16 protein-coding genes are annotated in these 21,312 nt (G+C 71.3%); 4 read left to right on the top strand and 12 right to left on the bottom strand.

Translation table 11 applies throughout. The features are described 5' to 3' along the window. Window positions 1-222: 222 nt before the first annotated feature. The 5 genes from ACFU53_RS35880 to ACFU53_RS35860 all read right to left on the bottom strand — a co-directional run bounded on the left by ACFU53_RS35880 (window position 223) and on the right by ACFU53_RS35860 (window position 8,701). Window positions 223-1,110, bottom strand: a complete 888-nt coding sequence (locus tag ACFU53_RS35880) for a FadR/GntR family transcriptional regulator (RefSeq protein ID WP_384002233.1) — start codon at window positions 1,108-1,110, stop codon at window positions 223-225. Between the two features lie 185 nt (window positions 1,111-1,295). Beyond that, window positions 1,296-3,344 carry an ATP-binding cassette domain-containing protein gene (locus tag ACFU53_RS35875; RefSeq protein WP_384002230.1) on the bottom strand — a complete coding sequence of 683 codons (2,049 nt, stop codon included), beginning with the start codon at window positions 3,342-3,344 and terminating at the stop codon, window positions 1,296-1,298. 190 nt (window positions 3,345-3,534) lie between these two features. Then, window positions 3,535-4,293 (bottom strand): NUDIX domain-containing protein, encoded by a 759-nt coding sequence (locus ACFU53_RS35870; protein WP_384002227.1) that lies wholly within the window; start codon window positions 4,291-4,293, stop codon window positions 3,535-3,537. Window positions 4,294-4,446: 153 nt separating this feature from the next. Then, the gene (locus tag ACFU53_RS35865) at window positions 4,447-6,330 is read right to left on the bottom strand and encodes a glycogen debranching N-terminal domain-containing protein (protein ID WP_384002235.1); all 1,884 of its coding nucleotides are present in this window, start codon (window positions 6,328-6,330) and stop codon (window positions 4,447-4,449) included. Between the two features lie 829 nt (window positions 6,331-7,159). Further along, on the bottom strand, window positions 7,160-8,701 hold the full coding sequence (locus ACFU53_RS35860) for a DUF4192 domain-containing protein (protein WP_384002225.1): 1,542 nt from the start codon (window positions 8,699-8,701) through the stop codon (window positions 7,160-7,162). Between the two features lie 133 nt (window positions 8,702-8,834). Here ACFU53_RS35860 and ACFU53_RS35855 point away from each other — a divergent pair, with 133 nt between their 5' ends. Together ACFU53_RS35855 and ACFU53_RS35850 are read left to right on the top strand one after the other, a co-directional pair. Beyond that, complete coding sequence (locus ACFU53_RS35855) at window positions 8,835-11,015, top strand: RecQ family ATP-dependent DNA helicase (protein WP_384002222.1); 2,181 nt, start codon at window positions 8,835-8,837, stop codon at window positions 11,013-11,015. A gap of 258 nt (window positions 11,016-11,273) precedes the next feature. Then, window positions 11,274-11,900: a hypothetical protein gene (locus ACFU53_RS35850; protein ID WP_384002219.1), complete on the top strand. Its 627-nt coding sequence runs from the start codon at window positions 11,274-11,276 to the stop codon at window positions 11,898-11,900. Between the two features lie 321 nt (window positions 11,901-12,221). On the opposite strand, the gene ACFU53_RS35845 is transcribed toward ACFU53_RS35850, so the two are convergent. From ACFU53_RS35845 to ACFU53_RS35835, 3 genes are all read right to left on the bottom strand, one after another. Next, the gene (locus tag ACFU53_RS35845) at window positions 12,222-12,827 is read right to left on the bottom strand and encodes a hypothetical protein (RefSeq protein WP_384002216.1); all 606 of its coding nucleotides are present in this window, start codon (window positions 12,825-12,827) and stop codon (window positions 12,222-12,224) included. 68 nt (window positions 12,828-12,895) lie between these two features. Then, entirely contained in the window at window positions 12,896-13,597 is a 702-nt protein-coding gene (locus ACFU53_RS35840) for a ribonuclease HII (RefSeq protein WP_384002213.1), read from the bottom strand. A gap of 82 nt (window positions 13,598-13,679) precedes the next feature. After that, entirely contained in the window at window positions 13,680-14,303 is a 624-nt protein-coding gene (locus ACFU53_RS35835) for a TetR/AcrR family transcriptional regulator (RefSeq protein WP_384002210.1), read from the bottom strand. 170 nt (window positions 14,304-14,473) lie between these two features. On the opposite strand from ACFU53_RS35835, the gene ACFU53_RS35830 reads away from it, so the two are divergent. Then, window positions 14,474-16,024, top strand: coding sequence for an MFS transporter (locus ACFU53_RS35830; protein WP_384002207.1), 1,551 nt, complete (start codon window positions 14,474-14,476; stop codon window positions 16,022-16,024). 73 nt (window positions 16,025-16,097) lie between these two features. Here ACFU53_RS35830 and ACFU53_RS35825 read toward each other — a convergent pair whose 3' ends face one another. The 4 genes from ACFU53_RS35825 to ACFU53_RS35810 form a co-directional block, all read right to left on the bottom strand. Then, the gene (locus ACFU53_RS35825; protein ID WP_384002204.1) at window positions 16,098-17,753 is read right to left on the bottom strand and encodes a DUF4153 domain-containing protein; all 1,656 of its coding nucleotides are present in this window, start codon (window positions 17,751-17,753) and stop codon (window positions 16,098-16,100) included. Between the two features lie 235 nt (window positions 17,754-17,988). Beyond that, window positions 17,989-18,891 (bottom strand): ADP-ribosylglycohydrolase family protein, encoded by a 903-nt coding sequence (locus ACFU53_RS35820; RefSeq protein WP_384002201.1) that lies wholly within the window; start codon window positions 18,889-18,891, stop codon window positions 17,989-17,991. A gap of 12 nt (window positions 18,892-18,903) precedes the next feature. After that, window positions 18,904-19,563, bottom strand: coding sequence for a histidine phosphatase family protein (locus ACFU53_RS35815; protein ID WP_384002198.1), 660 nt, complete (start codon window positions 19,561-19,563; stop codon window positions 18,904-18,906). A 124-nt stretch (window positions 19,564-19,687) separates the two neighbouring features. Continuing rightward, on the bottom strand, window positions 19,688-20,293 hold the full coding sequence (locus ACFU53_RS35810) for a YdbC family protein (RefSeq protein ID WP_384002195.1): 606 nt from the start codon (window positions 20,291-20,293) through the stop codon (window positions 19,688-19,690). 85 nt (window positions 20,294-20,378) lie between these two features. Here ACFU53_RS35810 and ACFU53_RS35805 point away from each other — a divergent pair, with 85 nt between their 5' ends. Continuing rightward, complete coding sequence (locus ACFU53_RS35805) at window positions 20,379-20,981, top strand: TerD family protein (protein ID WP_384002192.1); 603 nt, start codon at window positions 20,379-20,381, stop codon at window positions 20,979-20,981. Window positions 20,982-21,312: the final 331 nt, after the last annotated feature.

The following is a 21,312-nucleotide window of genomic DNA, read 5'->3' as shown; positions in this document are numbered from 1 at the left end:
CTGGTGGGCTCGTATATGTGTATAAGAGACAGGGGTCGGTGGGCCCTTCGAGACGGGTCGTCCCGCGCGTCCCGGACGGCGCCCACGGTCCGTCGTGCCGCCGGGCCCCGCCGAATCCCCGGAGGATCCGACGGGGCCCGGCGGCACGGGTCCGCCGGTCGAGTGACGCCGCGGCAGGACTCGCGCCCCGACCGCGCCACCCTTGTCCCGCTCTCAGCGCCCTCAGTGCTCGCGCGGCGCCGGCACCACGCGCTCCACCTCGGGGTGGACGATGAGCAGTTGACGCATGGCCGCCTCGGCCGCCCCTCCGTCGCCCGCGGCGAGAGCGTCGGCGATCCGGGCGTGGTGCGTCAGGCTCGACTCGGTCGGCCGGTCGCACCCGGTGACCGGGCCGCCGGAGACCTGCAGGGCCGCGGAGACGATCCCGGAGAGGTGCTCCAGCATGCGGTTGCCCGCGACCTGGATGAGCAGCGAGTGGAACTCGGCGTCCGCGCGAGAGAAGGTCAGCGGGTCGCCCTGTGCCATGGCGCGGCCCATGAGCTCGACCATGTCGACGAGGCGCTGCTGGACGTCGTCACGGCCGTGACCGGCGGCGAGGCGGGCGGCGAGCGGCTCGATCGTCCAGCGCAGGTCACTGAGCTCGCGCCGCTGGTCGTCGCGCTGCGGACCGAAGGCCCGCCATTCGATGATGTCCGGGTCGAGCAGATTCCAGTCGCTGACCGGCCGGACGCGCGTACCGACGTTCGGACGGGCGCTGACCAGGCCCTTGGCCTCGAGGACGCGCAGGGACTCACGGACGACGGTGCGGGAGACCTCGAACCGCTGGCCGATCTCTTCGGGCACGAGGGGGCGGTCCGCGCCCAGGTCACCGGAGACGATCATCTGGCCGAGCTGCTGGACGAGTTGGCCGTGCAGCCCGCGTCCACGGCTCCCGGCGGCGCGTCGGCCCACGCGCCCCAGCTCGGGGTCCGCGCCGTCCCAGGCAGGGAGGCCCACGCGGTCGACACTCGGAGGCTCGGCGAACGGGTAGCGGTCAAGTTCGCCCGGTCCTGCGAGGCCGGAGTCGGCGGAGCGGGCGGCGGTCATCATGGTGTGCGCAAGGGTACTCACGCATCCTTTGTCGGCTGCGTTCTCAACTCCCTTGAGGTCTTTGGTGAAAAGCACACGAAAGGGTGATCGCTCACCCCGTCGCAATTGACGCCTTATCGGAAAGAAATGGGCGTTCTACGAGGAGTTGTGCGCATTGTCCCATCGGAAGAGCACGGACGGTGAGCACGAAAGAATGAAGACGATCATCACCGGACCCGGCTGCGCAGGTTCGTGAGCACGTAGGCCCCCAGCAGCGCGGTCAGCGACAACAGCAGTGCCCCGCCCACCGGTTGGGCGACCGCCCGTGCCGCGGCCTCCAGATAGCGCTCTCCCCCGAACGGCCACTGCATCAGTACGAGCTCACGCAGCCGCATCGGAAACCCGACCGCACTCCGCACCGTCGCCCCCTCCAACGCCTTATGCACCAGAGGCACGACGAGCAGGGGCACGGCGACCACGGCCGCGAGCCCGGCGGACGTGGACCGGAAGACACCCGCCGCGAGCACCCCCGCCCAAGCGCACCCCACGACGAGGCCGATCCAACTCGCGCCGAGCGGGAACCAGTCGGCGGGAACCGAGATGAGTTCCGGGCCATGGACGAGATAGAGCACTTCGAGGTCGCAGCCCACGGTGAGGACGGCCAGCAACAGCGCGGTGGCCGCCGCGACGAGGAGTTTCGCGACGAGCAGTCCCAGCCGACGGGGGACTGTGCCGCGATCCGCGGCCAGGGCAGGGTGGCGGAACTCGTCGCCGAAGGCGATGGCCCCGAGCAGCCCCGCCCCGATGGCGGCCGGCGGCAAGGGCAGCTCCCGCGGCCACGCGGCCAGCAGCCGAGGCTGCGGGGTGTGCCCGACGCCGGCCAGGAGCACCGCCATGACGGCGGAGGTGACGAGCACGGCCGCGGCGGTGAGGTACGCGGTGCCGACCCCGCCCGCCCGACGCAGCTCATAACGCAACGGACGCAACGGGCTCGGCGCCGAGCGCACGGTGATGGGTGGCGGGAGCGGCGGCAGCAGGCCCACATCGGACGACCGGGCGGGGGGTGGCGGTGCGCGGTGAGCATCGGTCGCGGGGTCGGCGTGGGGCTCGGAGTGGGCACGAAGCCCGGGATCGGCGTGCGGCACGAGGTGAGCACGGGATCCAGGATCCGCGTGCGACGCGAGGTGAGCACTGGGCCCGAGGCCGACGAGAGGCGCGGAGTCGACCTCCGGTGTGCCATCAGCCGGCGTCCGCGACTCGGTCACGGCCGCGTGAGGCTCTTGGGCGGGCGCCTGGTGCCCCTCGACCAGCCCCTGAGCCTCCTGGACGGAGCCCTCAGCGCTCTCGGCCGGTTCCAGGTCTTCTTCGACGGCCGAAGACTGGATCGGCGGCATGGCCGTCGGCCCCATGTCCCCGATCTCGTTCGCGAGTTGGTGTACGAGGATGCCGTGCCGGAAGGCGGTCTCGCCGATCTCGGCGCATGTACTGCCGTACACCGACAGCCGGTTGCCGCCCTCCCTCACAATCTCCACGGAACGCCGTGCGGTCCGGGCCTCCTTGGTGAGCAGCGCCCCGAGCCGGGCGGCATACGGGGTGCGGACAGCGACCCTGGGCCGGAGCCGGGTGCGAGAGAAGTCGGCGACCTCCTGGTCGGCGACAAGCCTGCCCTGTTCGAGGGTGAGGACCCGGTCGGCGGTCCGCGCGGCCTCCTTGGGGTCGCCCGTGGTGAACAGGACCGTGCCGCCCTGATCAGCGTGCGCCCGCAGGATCCCGTGCAGCCACCGGCCTTCACGGACGGCCAGCCCGTCGGCGGGGTTGTCCAGCACGAGGGTGTGCGGGTCGGACAGCAGGGCACAGGCCAGGCCGAGGCGGCGGTCCATGCCCCGCGAGAGCGTGTTCAGCCGCGCCTCGCACAGGCTGACCAGGCCCACGACCTCCAGGACTTCGTCGGCACGCCGTGTGGGCAGTCCTGCCGCCGCGCACAGCATGCGCAGATGACCTCGGACCGTGCGGGCCGGGTGGCCGGGCACGTCGCCGAGCAGTACGCCCACTTCGCGTGTGGGGTGGGCGATGCGGTGCAGGGGGCGGCCTCGGAAATAGGCCACCCCGCGGCCCTGTTGGAGTTCGAGCATGAGTTTGAGCGTTGTCGACTTACCCGCTCCGGGAGCCCCGAGGAGTGCGGTGACGCGGCCTGAGTGCGCCTCGAAGGACACATCGTCGACGGCGGGCGGAAACTCCTTGCGGGGATTGCTGGTCAATCCGATGGCCTGGATCACCCGAAGCAAGATAGCGCGATATGTCCCGTTTTTCGGGTATCTTGAGGCTCACTTCGCGGGCAGTCTCACAGCCACCGGGCAAACCGCTCACCGATGACGGCCCCACACCTCGGGCTGCTGTTCACATGCGAGCCGCGCCGGGGCCCGCGACAAGGCCGCCGAACGCGGCGGCGAGCCCCGGTTTCGGGTATCAGACCTCGGGGCGCAGCATCGGCGGGTTGAGGAGGGTGGCGCCGCCGGCGCGGAAGAGCTGGGCGGGGCGTCCGCCCTGCCGTGTGGTGGTACCGCCGGTGGGCACCAGGAATCCAGGCGTACCCGTCACCTTGCGATGGAAGTTGCGCGGATCCAGCGCCACGCCCCACACCGCTTCGTAGACGCGCCGCAGCTCGCCGACCGTGAACTCCGGCGGGCAGAAGGCCGTGGCCAGCGACGAGTACTCGATCTTGGAACGGGCGCGCTCCACCCCGTCCGCGAGGATCTGCGCGTGGTCGAATGCCAACGGCGCCACCGGTTCGCCGTCACGCCCGTAACCGCCCTGCCCCAGCAACTCCTCGACGGGCGCCCAGCGGGCGCTGTTGGCGTCCCCGCCCGGGCGGGGTGCGGGCAGGTCCGGGGCGAGGGCGAGATGGGCGACACTGACGACCCTCATCCGCGGGTCGCGCTTCGGGTCGCCGTAGGTCGCCAGCTGCTCCAGGTGCGCCCCGTTGTCCTGGGCGGGCTCCGACGGTTCGTGGGCGGTCAGCCCGGTCTCCTCGGCCAGCTCCCGCGCCGCGGCCTGCGACAGGTCCTCGTCCGGCCGCACGAAGCCACCAGGCAACGCCCACCGCCCCTGGAACGGCTGTTCGCCCCGCCGTACCGTCAACGCGCAGAGCGCGTGGCGACGGACGGTCAGCACGACCAGGTCCACGGTGACAGCGAAGGGCGGGTAGTCCGACGGGTCGTAGGGCATGCCGCGATCATAGTCGTCTTCCTGACGATAAACACTCCCTTCGCCGGCTGCTTCCCCACTTGATCCACTTCTGCCCGGATAGCGATCTCATGAGCCGACCGCCGTCCTCATGGACCCGCCGCCGCCCGTCGTCCCCTCCCGCGTCACGGGAGGTCACACCCCCAACTGCAGCCCGTCGGCCGCCTCCTCGACCATGGCGAGCCCCAGCCTGCTGACGCGCACGGCGAACGGGGCCCCCGCGACGCGCAGTCCCGTCATGCCGATCTCACCCAGCGGCGCACTGCGCACCGGCCGCAGGGTCACCGTCCCGGCGGGGGCGTCGGGACGGATTCCGACGAGGGTGGTGAGCAGCAGCACCCCCGCGGCCGCCGCCGTCGCGGCCGGTCTGCAGGCGGCCGGATGCGGCAGCGGGGCACCCCCTGCCGTCCGCTGCTCCCCCGCGTACATCTCGGGCAGCCGATGGCCGAAGCTCTCCGCCGCCGCCAGCACGCCCCGCAGAAGCGAACTCGCCTCCTTCTCGTATCCGGCGGCCACCAGCCCCGCGACCGCGATCGCCGTCTCCTGCACACGCACGGCACCGCTGCGGTGGCCGAAGGGGTTGTACGCGGCCTCCTTCACACCCAGGCTCCGCAGCCCCCACCCCGAGTCCATGGCGGGCCCTCCGAGCAGCCGCGCAAGCTGCTCGGTCCGCACCTTGTCGAGAAGTCCCGGGGCCTGCTCTCCCGTGCCGAGCAGCCCGGTGTCGAGGAGGTGGGCGGCGCCGGCGCCCAGGTGCGGCACGAGACGCCCCTCCGGGGTGCGGGCGGCCGCGGGTCTGCCGCCGCCCCGGTCCTCGACCCAGAAGTCCCTCCCGAACCGGGTCCGCAGCTCTCTCGCCCAGTCCCGCAGCTCGGCCCCGCCCGGTCGGCCGTACGTGTCGAGGAGATCGCCACCCAGCAGCGCGGCCCGGTGGGCGTGTGCCTGGGTCTCGCAACGCAGCGGTCCACCGGGGCGCGGGTCGGGCAGATAGACGCCGCCTCCGACAGCGCCCCGCAGCCACCGCAGGCAGCGCTCGGCGGCGGGCAGCAGTTCCTCGGTCTCCTGCTCGGGGAGCCCCCATCGCCGGGCCTCCGCGAGGAGCACGGGGAACAGGAGGGTCGCCTCGGTACCGGTGCAGCCCGGCGGCAGATGCGGGCCCGCGTCCCGCCGAGGGCCTGGAATCATGCCGGACTGTGCTTCGCGGCCCGCGAGTTGGGTGCGGGCGAGGGTGCGCAGGGTGCCTGCGGCGAGGCGGGTGCCGAGCGGCAGCGTCATCCGGGCCGCGACCAGCGCATCGGCCGGAGCCATGCCGCAGCGCCAGGGCGCGCCCGCCGCGAGGTGGGTGTCGGACGGGTTCTTCGGGTCGCGCAGCAGCAGGGCCTCGAGGTCCTCCAGACAGGTGTGCAGCAGGGCCTGCGCCGCCGAATCGTCGCCCGCGACCCGGGCATGGGCGAGGGGGCTCGTGGCGCCCCGCCCCACCGGTCTGATGGGTCCCGCGCCGTCCGGTCGTACTCGCAGCTCCACGCTCCGGCTGCCGCCGGGCGGGAGTTCCAACTCCCAGCGCAGCAGTCCTGCGGAGGCCAGGGCGTCGGAGGGCGGAGGATGGGCAGTCACCGTGGAGTGCCCATCGGCACAGGTCCAGCGGAGGCCGGAGTCGTGCACGCTCGCCGGCAGTTCCGGGCCGGCGCTGCCGGACGCGACGGCGCCCAGTTCCGCGAGATCCGTCCCCATGGACACCTCGACGGGCAGGCGCAGTGATCGGCGGGCCGTGCTGTGCAGGGTGATCCGCTCGGTGCCGTCCGCGTACCGCGTGCGCTCGACCATGACGTCCGGGTCCGGCCCGGCATCGGCGGACATGCGCAGCGTCCCTATGAACCGGGCTCGGTCGGCCGTGACCATCCGTGCCTGCACGGCGAGCGGTTCCCGTCCGGCCACCCGCACCTGGCAACGGGCGAGCATGCGCCGTCCCGCGCGGTAGAAGCCCTCCAGTCCGCTGCCGTTCAGCTGGCCCTGCTCCATCGAGATCGCGAGGCCCGGCAGAGCGACACAGATCAGCGTGGTGTGGGCCGGTGGCAGCTCCACGGGACGGCGCGGGGCCGAGGTCGGTGCCTGCGGAGAGGGAGGACCTTTCGTACGTGTGTGCGGCGGTCCCGGAGAGCCACCTGTGCCGGGCGTGGGAAACACCGGGCCCCACGGCCCCCCTACGCGTGGGCCCGTGGGCCGGGTCGCCGGACTGCGGATGTCCGTGCGTGGAGCGCCGGTGCCGTTCCCACGGACTCGGGCGGGGGGCTCGGCGGACCTGCGGAAGGGCGGGACGTCGTCGTGGGCGTCGGGCATGGAGGGCAAGGGCATGGGGCGGCTTCTTCTGTCTTCGGCGCGCGTGGGGTGCGCTCGGCACCAGGTGGGGAACCGGAGAGGGACGGGAGATACGGCGGCGAGGCCAGGCCACGGGTACCGCCACACAGGTGAACGGAACGGCTCCGCTCCGAGTCACGCCTCCATCCCGGGAAGCCGGCCGAATCACGGCGTGGTGGCGAGTTCGGGGTGGCCGGGAAGCTACGGGCGGCGGTGTGCTCGGGTGAGTGGTGTCCGGAGTGGAGCTGCGGGTTGATGTGAGCGCCGCGCCGAGGCCCCGGGCTCACCAGCGCATCGCGGTGGGGCCGTGCGTTCGGGCGGGCCCGGAGTCGCAGCGACGCGCTCGTGCGGGCAGCGAGGCAGGGCGGCGTGCCCGTGGGCACCCGGAGCCAAAGTGACGCACTCACGCGGGCCCAGAAGGAGAGCAGCGCGCTTAGGCACGCCCCGATCCAGGACAGCACAGGCATGTGAGACCCGAGCTGGACCTGTGCGCTCACGTCTCCCCCTCTGTCGACTGCCCTGCACCACCGCGGCGGACCCGTGCCCGACCGCTCGCGCCATCGGTCGTACGCCCCGGCCTCTTACCGGCGGGCGGGCTGCCATCGGCGGAACGCGAGCGGCGGGCCTGCGCAGCGCCGGGAGATCGCCGGGCGGTGCGGGCCTCGGGACCTCCCTCCGAGCGGGGCCTGCGTCGGCGCTTGGGGCCGGTGGCGACGCAGGGCTGGTCCGAGCTCGACGGCACGTTGGGAGATTGGTCGGAGGGGCTCTTCTCACTGTCGGCCCCTGCACCCGCGGTGGCCGCCGCCAGGTCGCGTCCCCCGCGCTCCGCGCGCAGGCAACGGCGAATGGACTCGGGGTCGAGTCCCTCGTTGCAGGCCTGGTGGAGTAGGCGGGCGAAGAGGTAGTCGGGGTCTGCGGCGAGAGCCATGGCCAGGGCTTCGCGGGCCTCCAGTTCGTCACCGGAGGACCATGCGACCCAACCGACGAGCGTGAGCGGGGCGGCGGCATGCTCACCGTAGGGGCCGACGCAGCGGCGGGCGAGGGAGCGCCAGAGACGGAGGGCCGGCCCGGCTTCGTCGCCTTCCATCCATTCGGCGGCGCGGTCGCGGGTGGCACGGTCCTGGAGTCCGAGGATCAGGGTGGCCGCGTCGTCGTGCCCGACGAGTTCGTCGTCACGGAGGTCGGCGTCCAGCATGCCGGACACGGTCGGGGCGTCCGCCAGGCGCCCCAGGATGCCTCGTGCCACCGCGAGCGTCTCCTCGGCCACGCCCGCACGGCTCTCCACATCCAGGATCCTCGGGATGAGAGCGGACTGCGCGGCGTCGAGCGCGCTTTCCTGCTGCAGCGCGGCAGCGGTCTCCCAGGGCAGAAGCCTGGCCCGCATCTCCTTCAGCGTGCCGCGGAGCTGAAGGCCGGCGTAGGTCGCGGCGGCGGCCAGCACGGAGGTGCCCGGCAGCCCCATCGGCTCTCCCTCGGCCGAACAACATCCGTTGCCGGGACAGCAGTAGGACCAGAAGCGGCCGTCGGAGATGCACAGGGCCTCCACCACCGGCACATCCAGGCTGCCGCAGGCCCTGCGCAGCAGCTGTGCAAGTGGCCGCAGGCGTTCCATGACGTCGCGTGGTGACTCACCGCTCGCCGGATCCTGGCAGAGGAAGGCGACCATGCTCTCCGGCTTGGCTCCCCGGCGCTCGCTTCCGGCTACCAGACCATGGGCCAGCTGTTGGGCCACGGACGGCCAGTCGTCCGTCTGGGCCGGGATGCCGAGCCGTGCGCGCCCGCCGAACCGTCCGCCTGAGTCCCGGTCGTGCAGCGCGACGAGGACGATGCTGTCCTCGGGGCGGTATCCGAGCAGGTAGGGCAAGGCGTCGGCGAGCTCGGCCGGTGTGCGGAGGGTGACCTGCTGCTCCCCACGGGGTCCGGTGGCCGGGCCGTGCCCCAGGTGGGCGGAGGGCACGCCACTGCCCCCGCATCCGTTCTGCCCGCTGATGTCACTGTTGCCGGAGGTCCCGGCCGCTTCGCTGTGATTCGTCATGCGGCGACCATCTCGCGGATCTTGAAATTCCGCTTTGCCCTGTGGATAAGTCCGACCATGATCACGTCAGAAGCTGTCCACAGTTCGCCCCGCTCGTTCGCGCGATGTCCGAGGCATCGGGTTGCATAGGGCCATGAGCGACGAAGACCTGCCCACCACGCACCGCCAAGATCTGCGTACGGCCGCCGATGTCGTGCTCGCCCGCCTCGTCGGCGCCCCGGCGGGCGCCGCGCGGCTGCGCGAGGACCAGTGGCACGCCATCGAGGCGCTGGTCGCGGAGAAGCGCAGAGCCCTGGTGGTACAGCGCACGGGCTGGGGCAAGTCCGCGGTGTACTTCGTCGCGACCGCGCTGCTGCGCGAGCGGGGTGCGGGCCCCACCGTCATCGTCTCCCCGCTCCTCGCCCTGATGCGCAACCAGGTGGAGGCGGCCGCCCGCGCCGGAATCCACGCGCGGACCATCAACTCCTCGAACACCGAGGAGTGGGACACGATCCGCCAGGAGGTCACCGCGGGTGCGGTCGACGTGCTCCTGGTCAGCCCCGAGCGGCTCAACAACCCGGACTTCCGCGACCAGGTCCTGCCCGAGCTGGCGGCAGCGACCGGTCTGCTCGTGGTGGACGAGGCACACTGCATCTCGGACTGGGGTCACGACTTCCGCCCCGACTATCGCCGACTGCGCACCATGCTGGCCGACCTCCCGCCCCGCGTCCCTGTGCTCGCGACCACCGCGACGGCCAACGCGCGCGTGACGGCCGACGTGGCCGAGCAGTTGGGCACCGGCGGCGGCACTGACGCGCTGGTCCTGCGTGGGCCGCTGGACCGCGAGAGCCTGAGCCTCGGAGTGCTCGAACTGCCGGACGCCGCCCACCGGATGGCCTGGCTCGCCGACCACCTCAACGAGTTGCCGGGCTCCGGAATCATCTACACGCTCACGGTGGCCGCCGCCGAGGAGGTCACCGCGTTCCTGCGCCAGTGCGGGCACACCGTGACGTCGTACACCGGCAAGACCGAGAACGCGGACCGGCAGCAGGCCGAGGAGGACCTGCTCGCCAATCGGGTCAAGGCCCTTGTCGCCACCTCCGCGCTGGGCATGGGCTTCGACAAGCCCGACCTCGGCTTCGTGGTGCATCTGGGCTCGCCGTCCTCCCCCATCGCCTACTACCAGCAGGTGGGTCGCGCGGGCCGTGGTGTCGAGCACGCCGAGGTGCTGCTACTGCCCGGCAAGGAGGACCAGGCGATCTGGGAGTACTTCGCCTCGGTCGCCTTCCCTCCGGAGGAGCAGGTGCGCCGCACCCTGGACGTCCTGGCGCGCGCGGAGCGGCCGATGTCTCTTCCGGCCCTCGAACCACTGGTGGAGCTGCGCCGATCCCGGCTGGAGACGATGCTGAAGGTCCTCGACGTGGACGGTGCGGTCCGACGCGTCCAGGGCGGCTGGGTCTCCACCGGAGTCCCCTGGACGTACGACACCGAGCGCTACGCCTGGGTCGCCAAGCAACGCGCGGCCGAGCAGCAGGCCATGCGCGACTACGTCACGACGCCGGGATGCCGCATGGAGTTCCTGCGACGGCAGTTGGACGACGAGGAAGCCGTTCCGTGCGGGCGGTGCGACACCTGTACGAAGCCCAGGTTCGCGGACTCCGTCTCCCCGGCGCCGCTGGACGCGGCGCGTGGCGAGTTGGGGCGCGCGGGTGTCGAGGTCGAGCCCCGCAAGATGTGGCCGACGGGACTGCCGGCGGTCGGGGTCAATCTGAAGGGGCGAATTCCGGCCGGTGAGCAGGCCGCTCCGGGGCGTGCGCTGGGGCGGCTGTCGGACATCGGCTGGGGCAATCGGCTGCGGCCGATGCTCACGCCGCAAGCCCCCGACGGTCCGGTTCCGGATGATGTGGCGAAGGCCGTGGTCGCCGTGCTGGCCGACTGGGCGAAAGGGCCCGGCGGCTGGGCCTCCGGGCAGGCAGACGCCCAGCCCCGCCCGGTGGGTGTCGTCACGATGCCGTCCCGTTCCCGGCCGCAGTTGATCGGTTCCCTGGGCGCGCGGATCGCCGAGATCGGCCGCCTGCCCCTGCTGGGATCGGTGGCGTACACCGGCGCTGTTTCCCAGGTCACCCGTAGCAACAGCGCACAACGGCTCAAGGCGCTCGACGGGGCGCTGACCGTGCAGCCCGAGCTGGCCGCCGCCCTCAAGGAGGCTGGCGGGCCTGTGCTCCTCGTCGACGACGCCACCGAGACCGGCTGGACACTCGCGGTCGCCGCGCGCGTGCTCCGGCGCGCGGGCGCACAGGGGGTGTTGCCACTCGTTCTCGCCGTCCGGGCGTGACCGACACGTCAACCGGACGTGGGCACGGCGCCGCCTGGGCGTTGTTGACCAGTCCTATGCGCAGGGATATAAGCGGTGGATCACCACAAAACCGCCAGTGGCCCCAATTGCTCGTTGCCGCAACCAAGTTCGCCAGGAAGAATTGGAGTCCGCTCCCCGCACGGCCCACCCGTGAATCGGTAGGGCTTCTGCTGCGGCGTGCGCTCCCCCAAGTCCGACCCCCGCCCGCAGTGTGGGCGCGTAGCCGAAGGGAGGATCGTGACCTTCGGATTCGCTCCGTCCTCGGCGGCCTCCGTGTCAACCTCTGCCGACCTGTCCGCCGCTTCCGCCAACCGGATGCTCGAGCCCGCGGAATGGGCCGCCGCTGGGATTCCGCTGCTGCGCAATCCCCGGGAGGTCGTCAGCGGGCTGCACGCGCGGCATCAGCCCCGGCCCGCGACGGCGGTCATCGCCGTCCTGGATCCGGACGAGCGATTGAGGGCGAGCGCCTCGTTCATCCGGCGTCCGGCCCCGGCCGACGGCTGGATGTTCCGCAACGCTCTCCTCGCCCAGCTGCGCCGGGTCATTCCGCACGACCTGCGTCGGCGCACTCCGGTGCGTACTGCCGTGCTGCTCTACTGCCGTGACGGCGACGCGCGTTGGACGGAGGAGGACGGGGCGTGGATGTGGGGGCTGCGGGACGCCTGCACGCTGCACGGGCTGCGCTGCGGGGCGTACATCACGCTGACACGTGACGGCTGGCAGGTCCTCGGCGAGGGCCGCGGCGGTCGCCGCCCCCACGCGGACTCACCGGCCGAGCCTTTCGCCACGGCCGTGGCACCGCCGCCCATGCCACGCACCGGTGGCGTCGCGTCGGAGGTACTGCGCCGGGCCGCGGCGCGCTGAGCCGCTCCGGCTCCCTACGCGACCACGACAGCCGCCGCACCCCACGCCTGAGCCTGCGGGGGTGCGGCAAGGACCCCGGCCCAGAGAACCGCCCCTTCACCGCCACCCACGCGACATCCGGATCCGGCCCGCCCGCACCCGCACCGACAGGCCATGCGGCACCCGCCCACGGCACATCCCACGGACACGCCGAAACACCCCGCAGGCGCGCCGAAGCGCCCCGTCGCGGGGTGTGGCCGAGTGAGGCCCCGGTCGTTCTCCGGGCACACACGGCTCCCCGGCGAGCCCTGACGGGCCGACCGGGGCGAGGTTCGCAGTCGCTCAGACTCCGGCGCCCAGCACCGAGTTGATCGTCTGCAGGTCGCCGCACACGATCAGCAAGGCCCGGGCCCGGCCGAGGGCCTTGGGCAGCGCCTGCGCGGCGACGGACTCGGTTCCGCCGTTGACGGCGACCACGACCACGGGACGCGGCGCGGCCCGCTCGGTGGCCGAGGCATCGGCGTAGAAGACGTCGTCGCCCGCGTCATGCTGAGCCCAGTAGGCGGCCTCGCCGAAGGACAGTTCGTGGTCGGCCCACGGATGCGACTCGCCGGTGGTGATCACCAGCACGTCACCGGGAGCACGGCCCGACTCCAGCAGCAGGTCGACGGCTTCCTCTGCAGCGTCCAGCGCGCCCTCGGCCGAGGCCGGGATCAGCTGGATCTGCGGGGTGGCGGCAGGAGCGGACGGCCCGGGCTTGACCGCGGCGTGCGCCGCGCGCTGGGCCGGCACCGGCCGGGCAGGACCCGGACGACCGGGACGCGGCGGAGCCGCGGGACGGGGACCGGGTACGGGACGGGGGGTCGGTGCGACCCGGCCGCTGGCCGGAGTGGCACGCGGGCCCTGGGCACTCTCGTGAATCTGAGGCTCCTCGGGAATGAGAGGCATGAGCTGATTTTTATCAAACGCTGGTGCGACCCGCATCGGCGGGTGGCACATGAGTGCGAACGAATCCGTCAGAAATCGAAGCCGAGCTGGCCTTCGATCTCCGGAACGTTTCCGTCCGCCCAGTTGCGGGCCTTCTTGAGATGCCGCCACTGGGGCAGCGCATCAAGATACGCCCACGACAACCGGTGGTACGGGGTGGGGCCCCGCTCCGCCAGCGCGGCCTTGTGGACAGGCGACGGATACCCGGCGTTGGCCGCGAAACCGAAGTCTGCATGGTCGACACCCAGTTCGGCCATCATTTTGTCGCGCTGAACCTTGGCGATCACCGAGGCGGCCGCCACGGCGACGCAGGACTGATCACCCTTGATCACCGTACGGACCCGCCAGGGTGACCCCAGGTAGTCGTGCTTGCCGTCGAGGATGACCGCGTCGGGCCGCACCGGAAGGGCCTCCAGAGCCCGTCCCGCAGCCAGCTGCAGCGCGGCCGTCATGCCCAGGTCGTCGATCTCCTCCGGAGAGGCGTGACCGAGGGCGTGCGACGTCACCCACTTCAGCAGTACCTCGGAGAGCGACTCGCGTCGCTTGATCGTCAGGAGCTTGGAGTCGGTGAGGCCCTCGGGCGGTCGGCGCAGCCCGGTGACCGCCGCGCAGACGGTGACGGGACCGGCCCACGCTCCGCGCCCCACCTCGTCGACACCGGCAATGATCTTCGCTCCGGTCGTGGCACGCAGAGAGCGCTCGACGGTGTGAGTAGGTGGTTCGTACGGCATGGCGCCCTTAGCCTACGCCGCCCGCGCCCCCACACGACACCCAGGTTTCCCGAAGCAACCTCAGCCCCCTCGCCGACCCGGTTCAGGCGCCTCGCCGACACAGCAGCGGCACCATCAACTGGTCGATCATCTCCTCGATATCCCGCTCGCTCCATTCGCTCCCGCACATCTTCGAGCGATACATCATCATGGCCGGAATCGCGTCGAAGACATAGCTGTTAGCCGCACCGGACCGCACCTCGCCACGCCGAATTCCCCGCTCAATGATCTCTCGAAGGAGCTTGACCGTCGGCTCCACGACACCCCCGGTGATCACACCATGGAAGCGCTCGGCCTGGACGGAGTCGCATTCGTGAATCACCGAGCGCAGCGCGAACCCGGGGCGCGAGAACATCGCCTCGCGCGCCTGCCGACACAGCTCCAGCAGGTCCTCGCGCACGCTCCCGAAGTCGGGCGCCTCCTCGAAGCGCGGCAGTCCGGCCTGGAGAGCGTCGGCCACAAGGTCCTCCTTGGAGGGCCAGCGGCGGTAGACCGCCGCCTTGCCCGTCTGGGCGCCCGCGGCGACCCCCTCCATGGTGAGGCCGCTCCAGCCGACCGTACTGAGCTGCTCGAGCGCGGCATCGAGAATCGCACGCTCGAGCACGGCGCCGCGCCGACGCGGGGTGGCCGTCTGAGCGGGAGCGGCCGTCCAGCGCGAAGTGACCATCTGTGTTTCTCCGTTGAGCCGAGGGGTGGGAATGCGAGAGCGGAAGCGGACGGGCGACGCACACCACGGCGGCGACTTCAATGAACGCTTGCGTTCACTAAGGGGGACTCACTACCGTGAACGCGTCAGTGAACGCAAGCGTTCACTAAGGCACTTGTGGGGGACCCATAGTGACAACCTCTCCGTTGATTCAGGATCAGAAGCCGGGAGCCGCCCGCCGGGAGGGGCGCCCCGGCATCGCGCTCACCGTCATCGCGGCCTGCCAACTCATGGTGGTGCTCGACGCGACGATTGTGAACATCGCGCTCCCGCACATTCAAGACGCGCTCAAATTCAGCACCACCGACCTGACATGGGTGGTCAGCGCCTACACGCTGACCTTCGGCGGTCTGCTGCTTCTGGGCGGCCGGGCCGGTGACATCCTCGGCCGCCGCCGTGTGTTCATGACCGGAATTCTCGTCTTCACGCTCGCCTCGCTGCTCGGCGGACTCGCCCAGGAGCCCTGGCAGCTCCTGGCGGCACGCGCCCTCCAGGGCGTCGGCGGGGCGATCGCGTCGCCGACCTCGCTGGCGCTCATCACCACGACGTTCCCCGAAGGGCCCGAGCGGAACCGGGCGTTCGGCGTCTTCGCCGCGGTCTCCGCCGGTGGCGGCGCCATCGGCCTGCTCGCGGGCGGCATGCTCACCGAGTGGCTCGACTGGCGGTGGGTGCTGTTCGTCAACGTGCCCATCGGAGTGCTGATCGCCGTCCTCACTCCGATGTACATCAGCGAGTCCGAGCGTCACCCGGGGCGGTTCGACATCGCGGGAGCGCTGACCTCCACCGCCGGTATGGCCTCGCTGGTCTACGGGTTCATCCGTGCGGCGGAGGAAGGCTGGCGCGACAGCCTGACCATCGGTTCCTTCGCGGCGGCGGTGGTCCTGCTGCTGGTGTTCGGCTTCATCGAAAGGCGGGCCAAGGAGCCCATCACCCCGCTGAGGATGTTCACCGACCGCAATCGTTCGGGCACGTACGTGATCATGCTGAGCCTCGCCGCGGCGATGTTCGGGATGTTCTTCTTCATCGTGCTGTTCGTGCAGAACGTGCTGCGGTACACCCCGATCGAGGCCGGTCTGGCCTTCCTCCCGGTGACCGTCGCGATCGTCACGGGTGCCGGTCTGTCCCAGCGGTTCCTGCCGGTGCTCGGTCCCAAGCCGTTCATGGTGGTGGGCTCGACGATCGTCGTGCTCGGTCTGGGCTGGCAGACCTTCATCAATCCCGACAGCTCGTACGCCGGCGGGGTGCTCGGCCCGATGCTGCTCTTCGGCTTCGGCATGGGCCTGAACTTCGTGACGCTCACCCTGACCGCGGTCTCCGGGGTCGCCCCGCACGAGGCGGGCGCGGCCTCCGGTCTGCTCAACGTCACGCAGCAGGTGGGCGGTTCGCTCGGCCTGTCCATCCTCACGACGGTCTTCGGTACGGCCAGCCGTGACGAGGCGGACAAGCAGGTGCGGCTCTTCATGACCCAGGCCACGGACGAGCAGAAGGCCGAGTTCGCCAGGACCCAGCAGCTGCCCGCCCCCTGGGGTCACGAAGTGCTCGCCCAGGGCATCTCGACGGCATTCGTCCCGGCCGTCGCTATGGCCGTACTCGCCCTGGTCACCGCCACCTTCGTGATCAGGGTCCGCAAGAGCGACCTGGACGCCCTCTCCGGCACGGCCGGCCCAGCCGCCGGAGGCTGACGGAGCACCGCGGACAGCCGGATCACGCCCAGGGCACCGACGGTGAGGCGTGGTCCGGCAGCCCTGGGGCTCCTCACGGGTAGTAGAGCGTCTCCTCCTCCACTCCGCACGCCGGTCCGTCCGCTCCCGGCGACACCGGCCGTTCCTCAAGGATGCGCCGGGCCTCGGTCTCTCCCCAGCTCGTGGCGAACCAGGGAATGTTGGCCCGGTCTTCCAGGTCCGCGTCGATGTCCCGCAGCGCGCATGACCGCATGGGCTCCTTCAACCGGTCCAGAGCGGGTACGGCGTCGGCGGAGAGTCCCCTCGCGTACTGGAGGTCGAAACGGCCCGTGGTCTCGTACCGCTCGACGTTGCGCTCGGCGATCAGTGTGTCCGGCGACGCAAGCCCGAACGCCAGCACCACGGCGGCCGCACTGGCCGCGACGGCGCGCGGCAGCCAGCGGGCACCCCACACCCCGGCAGCCATGATGAGCACGATGACCAGGCCGAGCCAGAGCTCCATGGTCAGCACCGAGATCCTCAGTCGCGTCAGCCCATAGGCCTCCACATACATGTCCATACGTCGCACAGCGGATGCCACGACAACGAGCGCCAGCGCGCACAGGGTTCCCAGCACACCGCGCACGAGCGTCCGGTCACTCGATCGAGTGCGCGGGGCCCAGCGCAGAGCGACCACGATGACCAGCAGGGTGAGCAGCGTGGCCATGAGCAGCTGCCAGAACCCCTGGCGCGCGTACTCGGCGTACGTCTGGCCGGTCTCCTTCAGGACGGCGTCGTAGCCGCCGAAGAGCACGGCGAGCTGGACGGCGTTGAAGACGGCGAAGAGCGCGACGAGCCCGACCAGCGGCAGCGCCCACTCGACGCGGCCGCGGGCGCGCCCCGCGGGCACCTGCAAACGATCCCAGCGGGCGGGCGCGGCCGCCGTACGGGCCGCCGCGAGGGTCCCGAACAGGCCCAGCGCGAGAAGCAGGATCCGCCAGGGCCCGTCGGAGACGGAGACGTCGGGCACCAGAGCGCCGAGCAGATCCGCGAAGGCCGCGTCGGCCCCGGCGAACAGCGCTCCGAAGACGAAGAGCAGGACTGCGGCCACGACCAGCGCCCGCAGCAGGGGTACCAGACGGCCCCGGCCACCGTCCACCCGTTCGCGCAACCCCTGCCAGGCCCAGACCGGACCGGTGACCAGCGAGGTGAACACACCGATCGGGCCGAGCAGGACGGCGGGCCAGGTACGGCCGCCGTGCAGGGCGAGCGAGCCCGCCGCGAGCGCGGTGACGACGGCGAGGAACGAGGGCCACTCGGCGGCGCGCAGCGCGGGCACGGTCAGCAGGGCGAACCCGCCGACGCCCCAGACGAGCGCCCACGGGCGGGGACGCCGGCCCGCCCGCCGTCCGGCGAAGTACACGGCGAGCGTGGCCGGCACGGCGACGACGAGTATGTTGGCCGCCAGTCCCTCGCCCAGCAGCACCATGCTGAGCACACCGGTGGCCAAAGCCGCCCACAGGGTCGCAGTGCGGATCGGCGCGGGATCGTCAGGGCCGAAGTCGATCAGCCCGGGCACCACGGGCGGCGGTCCGCCCGGTATCGGTTCGGGGCCGCGCGCCTTGCGCTCGGGTACGGCGTCGGTGGGCGCTGCCGGTCCGGCGTGGCCTTCCACGGTCGCGGCGCGTGCCCTGGGTGCTGCCGGGCCTTCGGGCTCCGGCGTGGCTGGCGCTGACGGTGTCTCGGACATGGGACCCCCTCCCCCCGACCGGCCCTCACCGCCCACCGTGCGCAGCTGCGGCAGAGGGCCCGTGGCCGGTACCTCGTCGCCGCGTCTCGTCATGATCAACAGGCGGCGTGGCGGAAAGGGTATGCCTCAGGAGAGCACCCGCGACGATCGAGGAGCGCTCTGTGGCATTCCTGTGACAGTCGAGGCGATTGGGGCCTACGGGGCCTGGCCTGGGAACCACGTCCCCTTCGGCCGCCTATCCCGCCTGCAGCCAGCCCGGGAACGCCTCGGTCTGCTCCATCCATGCCTCGGGAGGCGTCCCGGCCTTCCCGGAGGCGACCACTCCGCCGACGATGGCACAGGTCGTGTCGACGTCGCCGCCCACCTGCGCCGTCGTCCAGAAGCCCCGTTCGTAGTCACCAAGGGCGCGTGCCGCCGACCAGAGCGCGAATGGCACAGTGTCGTGCGCCGTCGTACGCCGCCCGCAGCCCAGTACGGCAGCGACAGTGTCCGCGTCGGCGTAGTCGAGCATGTCCCGGGCGCGCCGCAGTCCCGCGCCGACGGCGCTCTTCGGGACGAGTGCGATGACGCCGTCGAGCAACGCTCCGGCGCTCGGCGGTCCGACCGGGTCGGCCGCGAGGGCGGCGGCAGCGGCGACGGCCATGGCGCCGACGACGGCCTCGCGGTGCTGGTGCGTGGGGTAGGCCGAGATCTCCGCCTGGTGGGTCGCCTGCTCGGGGTCGTCCGCGTACCAGGCGCCCAGCGGGGCGATGCGCATGGCCGCGCCGTTGCCCCAGGATCCCTGGCCGTTGAAGAGCGCGGCGGCCAGCTCGCGCCAGTCGCCACCTTCGCGGACCAGGCGCAGCAGGCGGTTGACCGCGGGCCCGTAGCCCCGGTCGAAGTCGTGGTGCGCGGCGAAGGAGCGGGCGAGCTCGTCCTGGTCGATCCGGCGGTGGGCCGCGAGGACGGCCACGACGGAACAGGCCATCTCGGTGTCGTCGGTCCACTGCCAGGGGCCGGACGGGGTCTCGCGGCGCTTGAGCAGCGGGTAGTTCACGGGCACGAAGTACTGCGAGCCCAGCGCGTCCCCCACCGCGAGTCCGCGCAGGCTGGACAGGGCACGCTCCAGGCGGCCGTCGGAAGAGAGGTCAGCGGTCATCGCCCCGCCACTCTATCCGGTGGCCCCGTACGACTCCGGGTCCCGCCAGCGGTCGAACGGTCGGTCGAGTGTGTACCTGCCGTCCTCCCCCAGGACGAGCAGCCGCATCTCCGCGTTCCCGGGATTCGACAGCGACTCGAACTCCGCCACCGTCCAGTGGAACCAGCGCATGCAGAACAGCCGCATGGCAAGCCCATGGGTGACCAGCAGGACGTTCGGCGGGTGGTCGGGGTCCTCGAAACTGCGGAACAGACTCTCGAGGAAGCCGCCGACCCGGTCGTACACATCGGCGCCGGACTCCCCTTGCGCGAAGCGGTAGAAGAAGTGCCCGTACGCGTCCCGGTAGGCCTTCTGGAGTCGTACGTCGTCGGGGTCCTGCCAGTTGCCCCAGTCCTGCTCGCGCAGCCGGGGCTCTTCCCGCACGCGCACCTGTTCGGAGTCCAGGTGAAACGCCTGGAACGTCTCGTGCGTACGGCGATAAGGGGAAACGTAGACGCTGACGCGCTCGCGGCCGAGGACGTCGCGGATGCGTTTGCCGGTCTCCTCCGCCTGCTGCCAGCCGAGATCGGTGAGCGCGAGGGCGTGGTCGGGCTCGCGTTCGTACACGGTGTCATCAACATTGCCCGTTGACTCGCCGTGTCGGACAAGGATGATGCGCCGTGGTCGTGCCATGCCAAGACCCTAAAGGGGACGACGGCGGATCGAGCACTCGTCCGGGTGTCATACGGCGTAGGTCACACAAGTCCCGCACATCGACCATCAAAGTTGGAGATCCAAACTGACCCAAGTTCGAATCTCAAACCGTCCAGCTCGGCTCCAGTTCCACGATGTCGCCCGCCAGGGCGGCGACATCGGCCTCGAGCTGGGCCCGCAGGGCGAGGCGTTCGATGCGTTCGATGCGGTACTTGCCGTGCTCGGCGGCCGACTGCCACATGGAGAGGATCATGAACTCGTGGCCCGGGGCCTCACCGAACAGGCCCCGCACCATGCCCGGGGAACCGGCCATCGCGGGGTTCCAGACCTTCTCCTGCATCTGAGCGAAGTGCTCGGCCCGCTCCTCATGGACACGGCAGTGCGCCACCCGGACCAGATCGGCGTCCGCGAAGCGCGGCTCGAAACCGGTCTTCACATCGAAGCGGTGGTCGAAGAGCTTGACCTGCATGTCCTTGAAGGTGCCCGACTGCGAGGCGGCGAGTCGGTCGTGGGAGCGCGCCATGAAGGAGTCGTAGAAGGCACGGCTCTCCCAGAAGGAGAAGCTGTGCGCCACTCCGGGCCTCGCCCGGCTCCAACCCCCACCCTGTCCACGGAAACCCGGCTCCCCCAGAAGCCCCGCCCACTTTCGCTGCCCCCGCTCGAAACCGCGGCGGTCCACCACGGTGCAGCGAATCCACTTGACCAGCACCGCGCCATGGTAAGGCCACGGAGCGTGGCGCCGGTCACTCTCCGGCCGGTTGCACCCGGGCGTACGCTCCCGTGCGCATGCGAGGATGGACAACTGGCCTGGAGGGCCAGGCAGTTCGGCCCACAAGCAGAGAAGAACGGGGAGGAGAGTTCTGTTGAACGGCCTCAACAAGGGCATCCGCAAGGTCGAGGTGTCGGTGAAGTGGGACCCGAGCCCCGCCGGTCAGCCGCCGACGGATCTCGACATCATCGCCGCGACCTACCCGGTGGCCGATCCGAGCGGCAGTCCCGCATACGTCGTGCATTTCGACAGCCGCTCGCCCGACGGCACCATCACCCTCAACCGCGACAGCAAGACCGGCCAGGGCTTCGGCTGGGACGAGATCATGACCGTGGAGCTGAACCGCCTCGACAACCGCTACGGGCGGGTCGTCATCGGTGTCGCCATACAGCAGGGGTCCGGCGCGAAGACCTTCGTCAACGTCCACAAGCCCGGCCTGCGCATCCGTGAGGCCTACACCGTCCTGACGGAGGACGACTTCGGCAGCGTCCTCGGCTCCACGGCCGCGACCGTCGCCGAGTTCATCCGCGACGACACCGGCGAGTGGACCTTCCACCCGGGCATCCACGGCTACGACGAGGACCCGGCGACCTTCGCCCGCGTCATGGGCAGCCCTCGGGAGTCCTGACCCCGCGCCCGAAGGACACCCACCCCGACGCCAAAGGGGTGGCACAGCCGTCGGCCGTGCCACCCCTTTGAGACATGAGGTGCGACAGCAGTCACGGGCGGGGCCGAGAACACGCGACTGATGCGGCGCATCTCCACTGGGATCCAGCAGCCACGTTCACACCACGGAGGGGACCTCTGCCCCACCATGTTCTGCTGGGCCTGCCGCATCGAAGACGGAAGGCTGCGAGCTCCCATGGGGTACTGCGACACGGATCTGACAACGCGAACTCTCGGAGCGCCGGGCGAGCCGAAGTCCTGGTGATCAAGACGACCGGTGCGGGGAGTCGCGC

The sequence above is a fragment of the Streptomyces sp. NPDC057474 genome (assembly GCF_042802555.1).
In the GTDB taxonomy this organism is placed as follows: Bacteria; Actinomycetota; Actinomycetes; order Streptomycetales; family Streptomycetaceae; genus Streptomyces.
Note: the sequence above shows the minus strand (reverse complement) of the source record. Positions and strands in the feature narration are given on the sequence as shown.

What these genes read in the sequence shown, in the direction of transcription:
- ACFU53_RS35870 (WP_384002227.1), bottom strand. Translation starts at nt 4,293, where the DNA reads ATGCCCTACGACCCGTCGGACTACCCGCCCTTCGCTGTCACCGTGGAC.
- ACFU53_RS35865 (WP_384002235.1), bottom strand. Translation starts at nt 6,330, where the DNA reads ATGGAGCAGGGCCAGCTGAACGGCAGCGGACTGGAGGGCTTCTACCGC.
- ACFU53_RS35860 (WP_384002225.1), bottom strand. Translation starts at nt 8,701, where the DNA reads ATGACGAATCACAGCGAAGCGGCCGGGACCTCCGGCAACAGTGACATC.
- ACFU53_RS35855 (WP_384002222.1), top strand. Translation starts at nt 8,835, where the DNA reads ATGAGCGACGAAGACCTGCCCACCACGCACCGCCAAGATCTGCGTACG.
- ACFU53_RS35845 (WP_384002216.1), bottom strand. Translation starts at nt 12,827, where the DNA reads ATGCCTCTCATTCCCGAGGAGCCTCAGATTCACGAGAGTGCCCAGGGC.
- ACFU53_RS35840 (WP_384002213.1), bottom strand. Translation starts at nt 13,597, where the DNA reads ATGCCGTACGAACCACCTACTCACACCGTCGAGCGCTCTCTGCGTGCC.
- ACFU53_RS35835 (WP_384002210.1), bottom strand. Translation starts at nt 14,303, where the DNA reads ATGGTCACTTCGCGCTGGACGGCCGCTCCCGCTCAGACGGCCACCCCG.
- ACFU53_RS35825 (WP_384002204.1), bottom strand. Translation starts at nt 17,753, where the DNA reads ATGTCCGAGACACCGTCAGCGCCAGCCACGCCGGAGCCCGAAGGCCCG.
- ACFU53_RS35820 (WP_384002201.1), bottom strand. Translation starts at nt 18,891, where the DNA reads ATGACCGCTGACCTCTCTTCCGACGGCCGCCTGGAGCGTGCCCTGTCC.
- ACFU53_RS35815 (WP_384002198.1), bottom strand. Translation starts at nt 19,563, where the DNA reads ATGGCACGACCACGGCGCATCATCCTTGTCCGACACGGCGAGTCAACG.
- ACFU53_RS35805 (WP_384002192.1), top strand. Translation starts at nt 20,379, where the DNA reads ATGGACAACTGGCCTGGAGGGCCAGGCAGTTCGGCCCACAAGCAGAGA.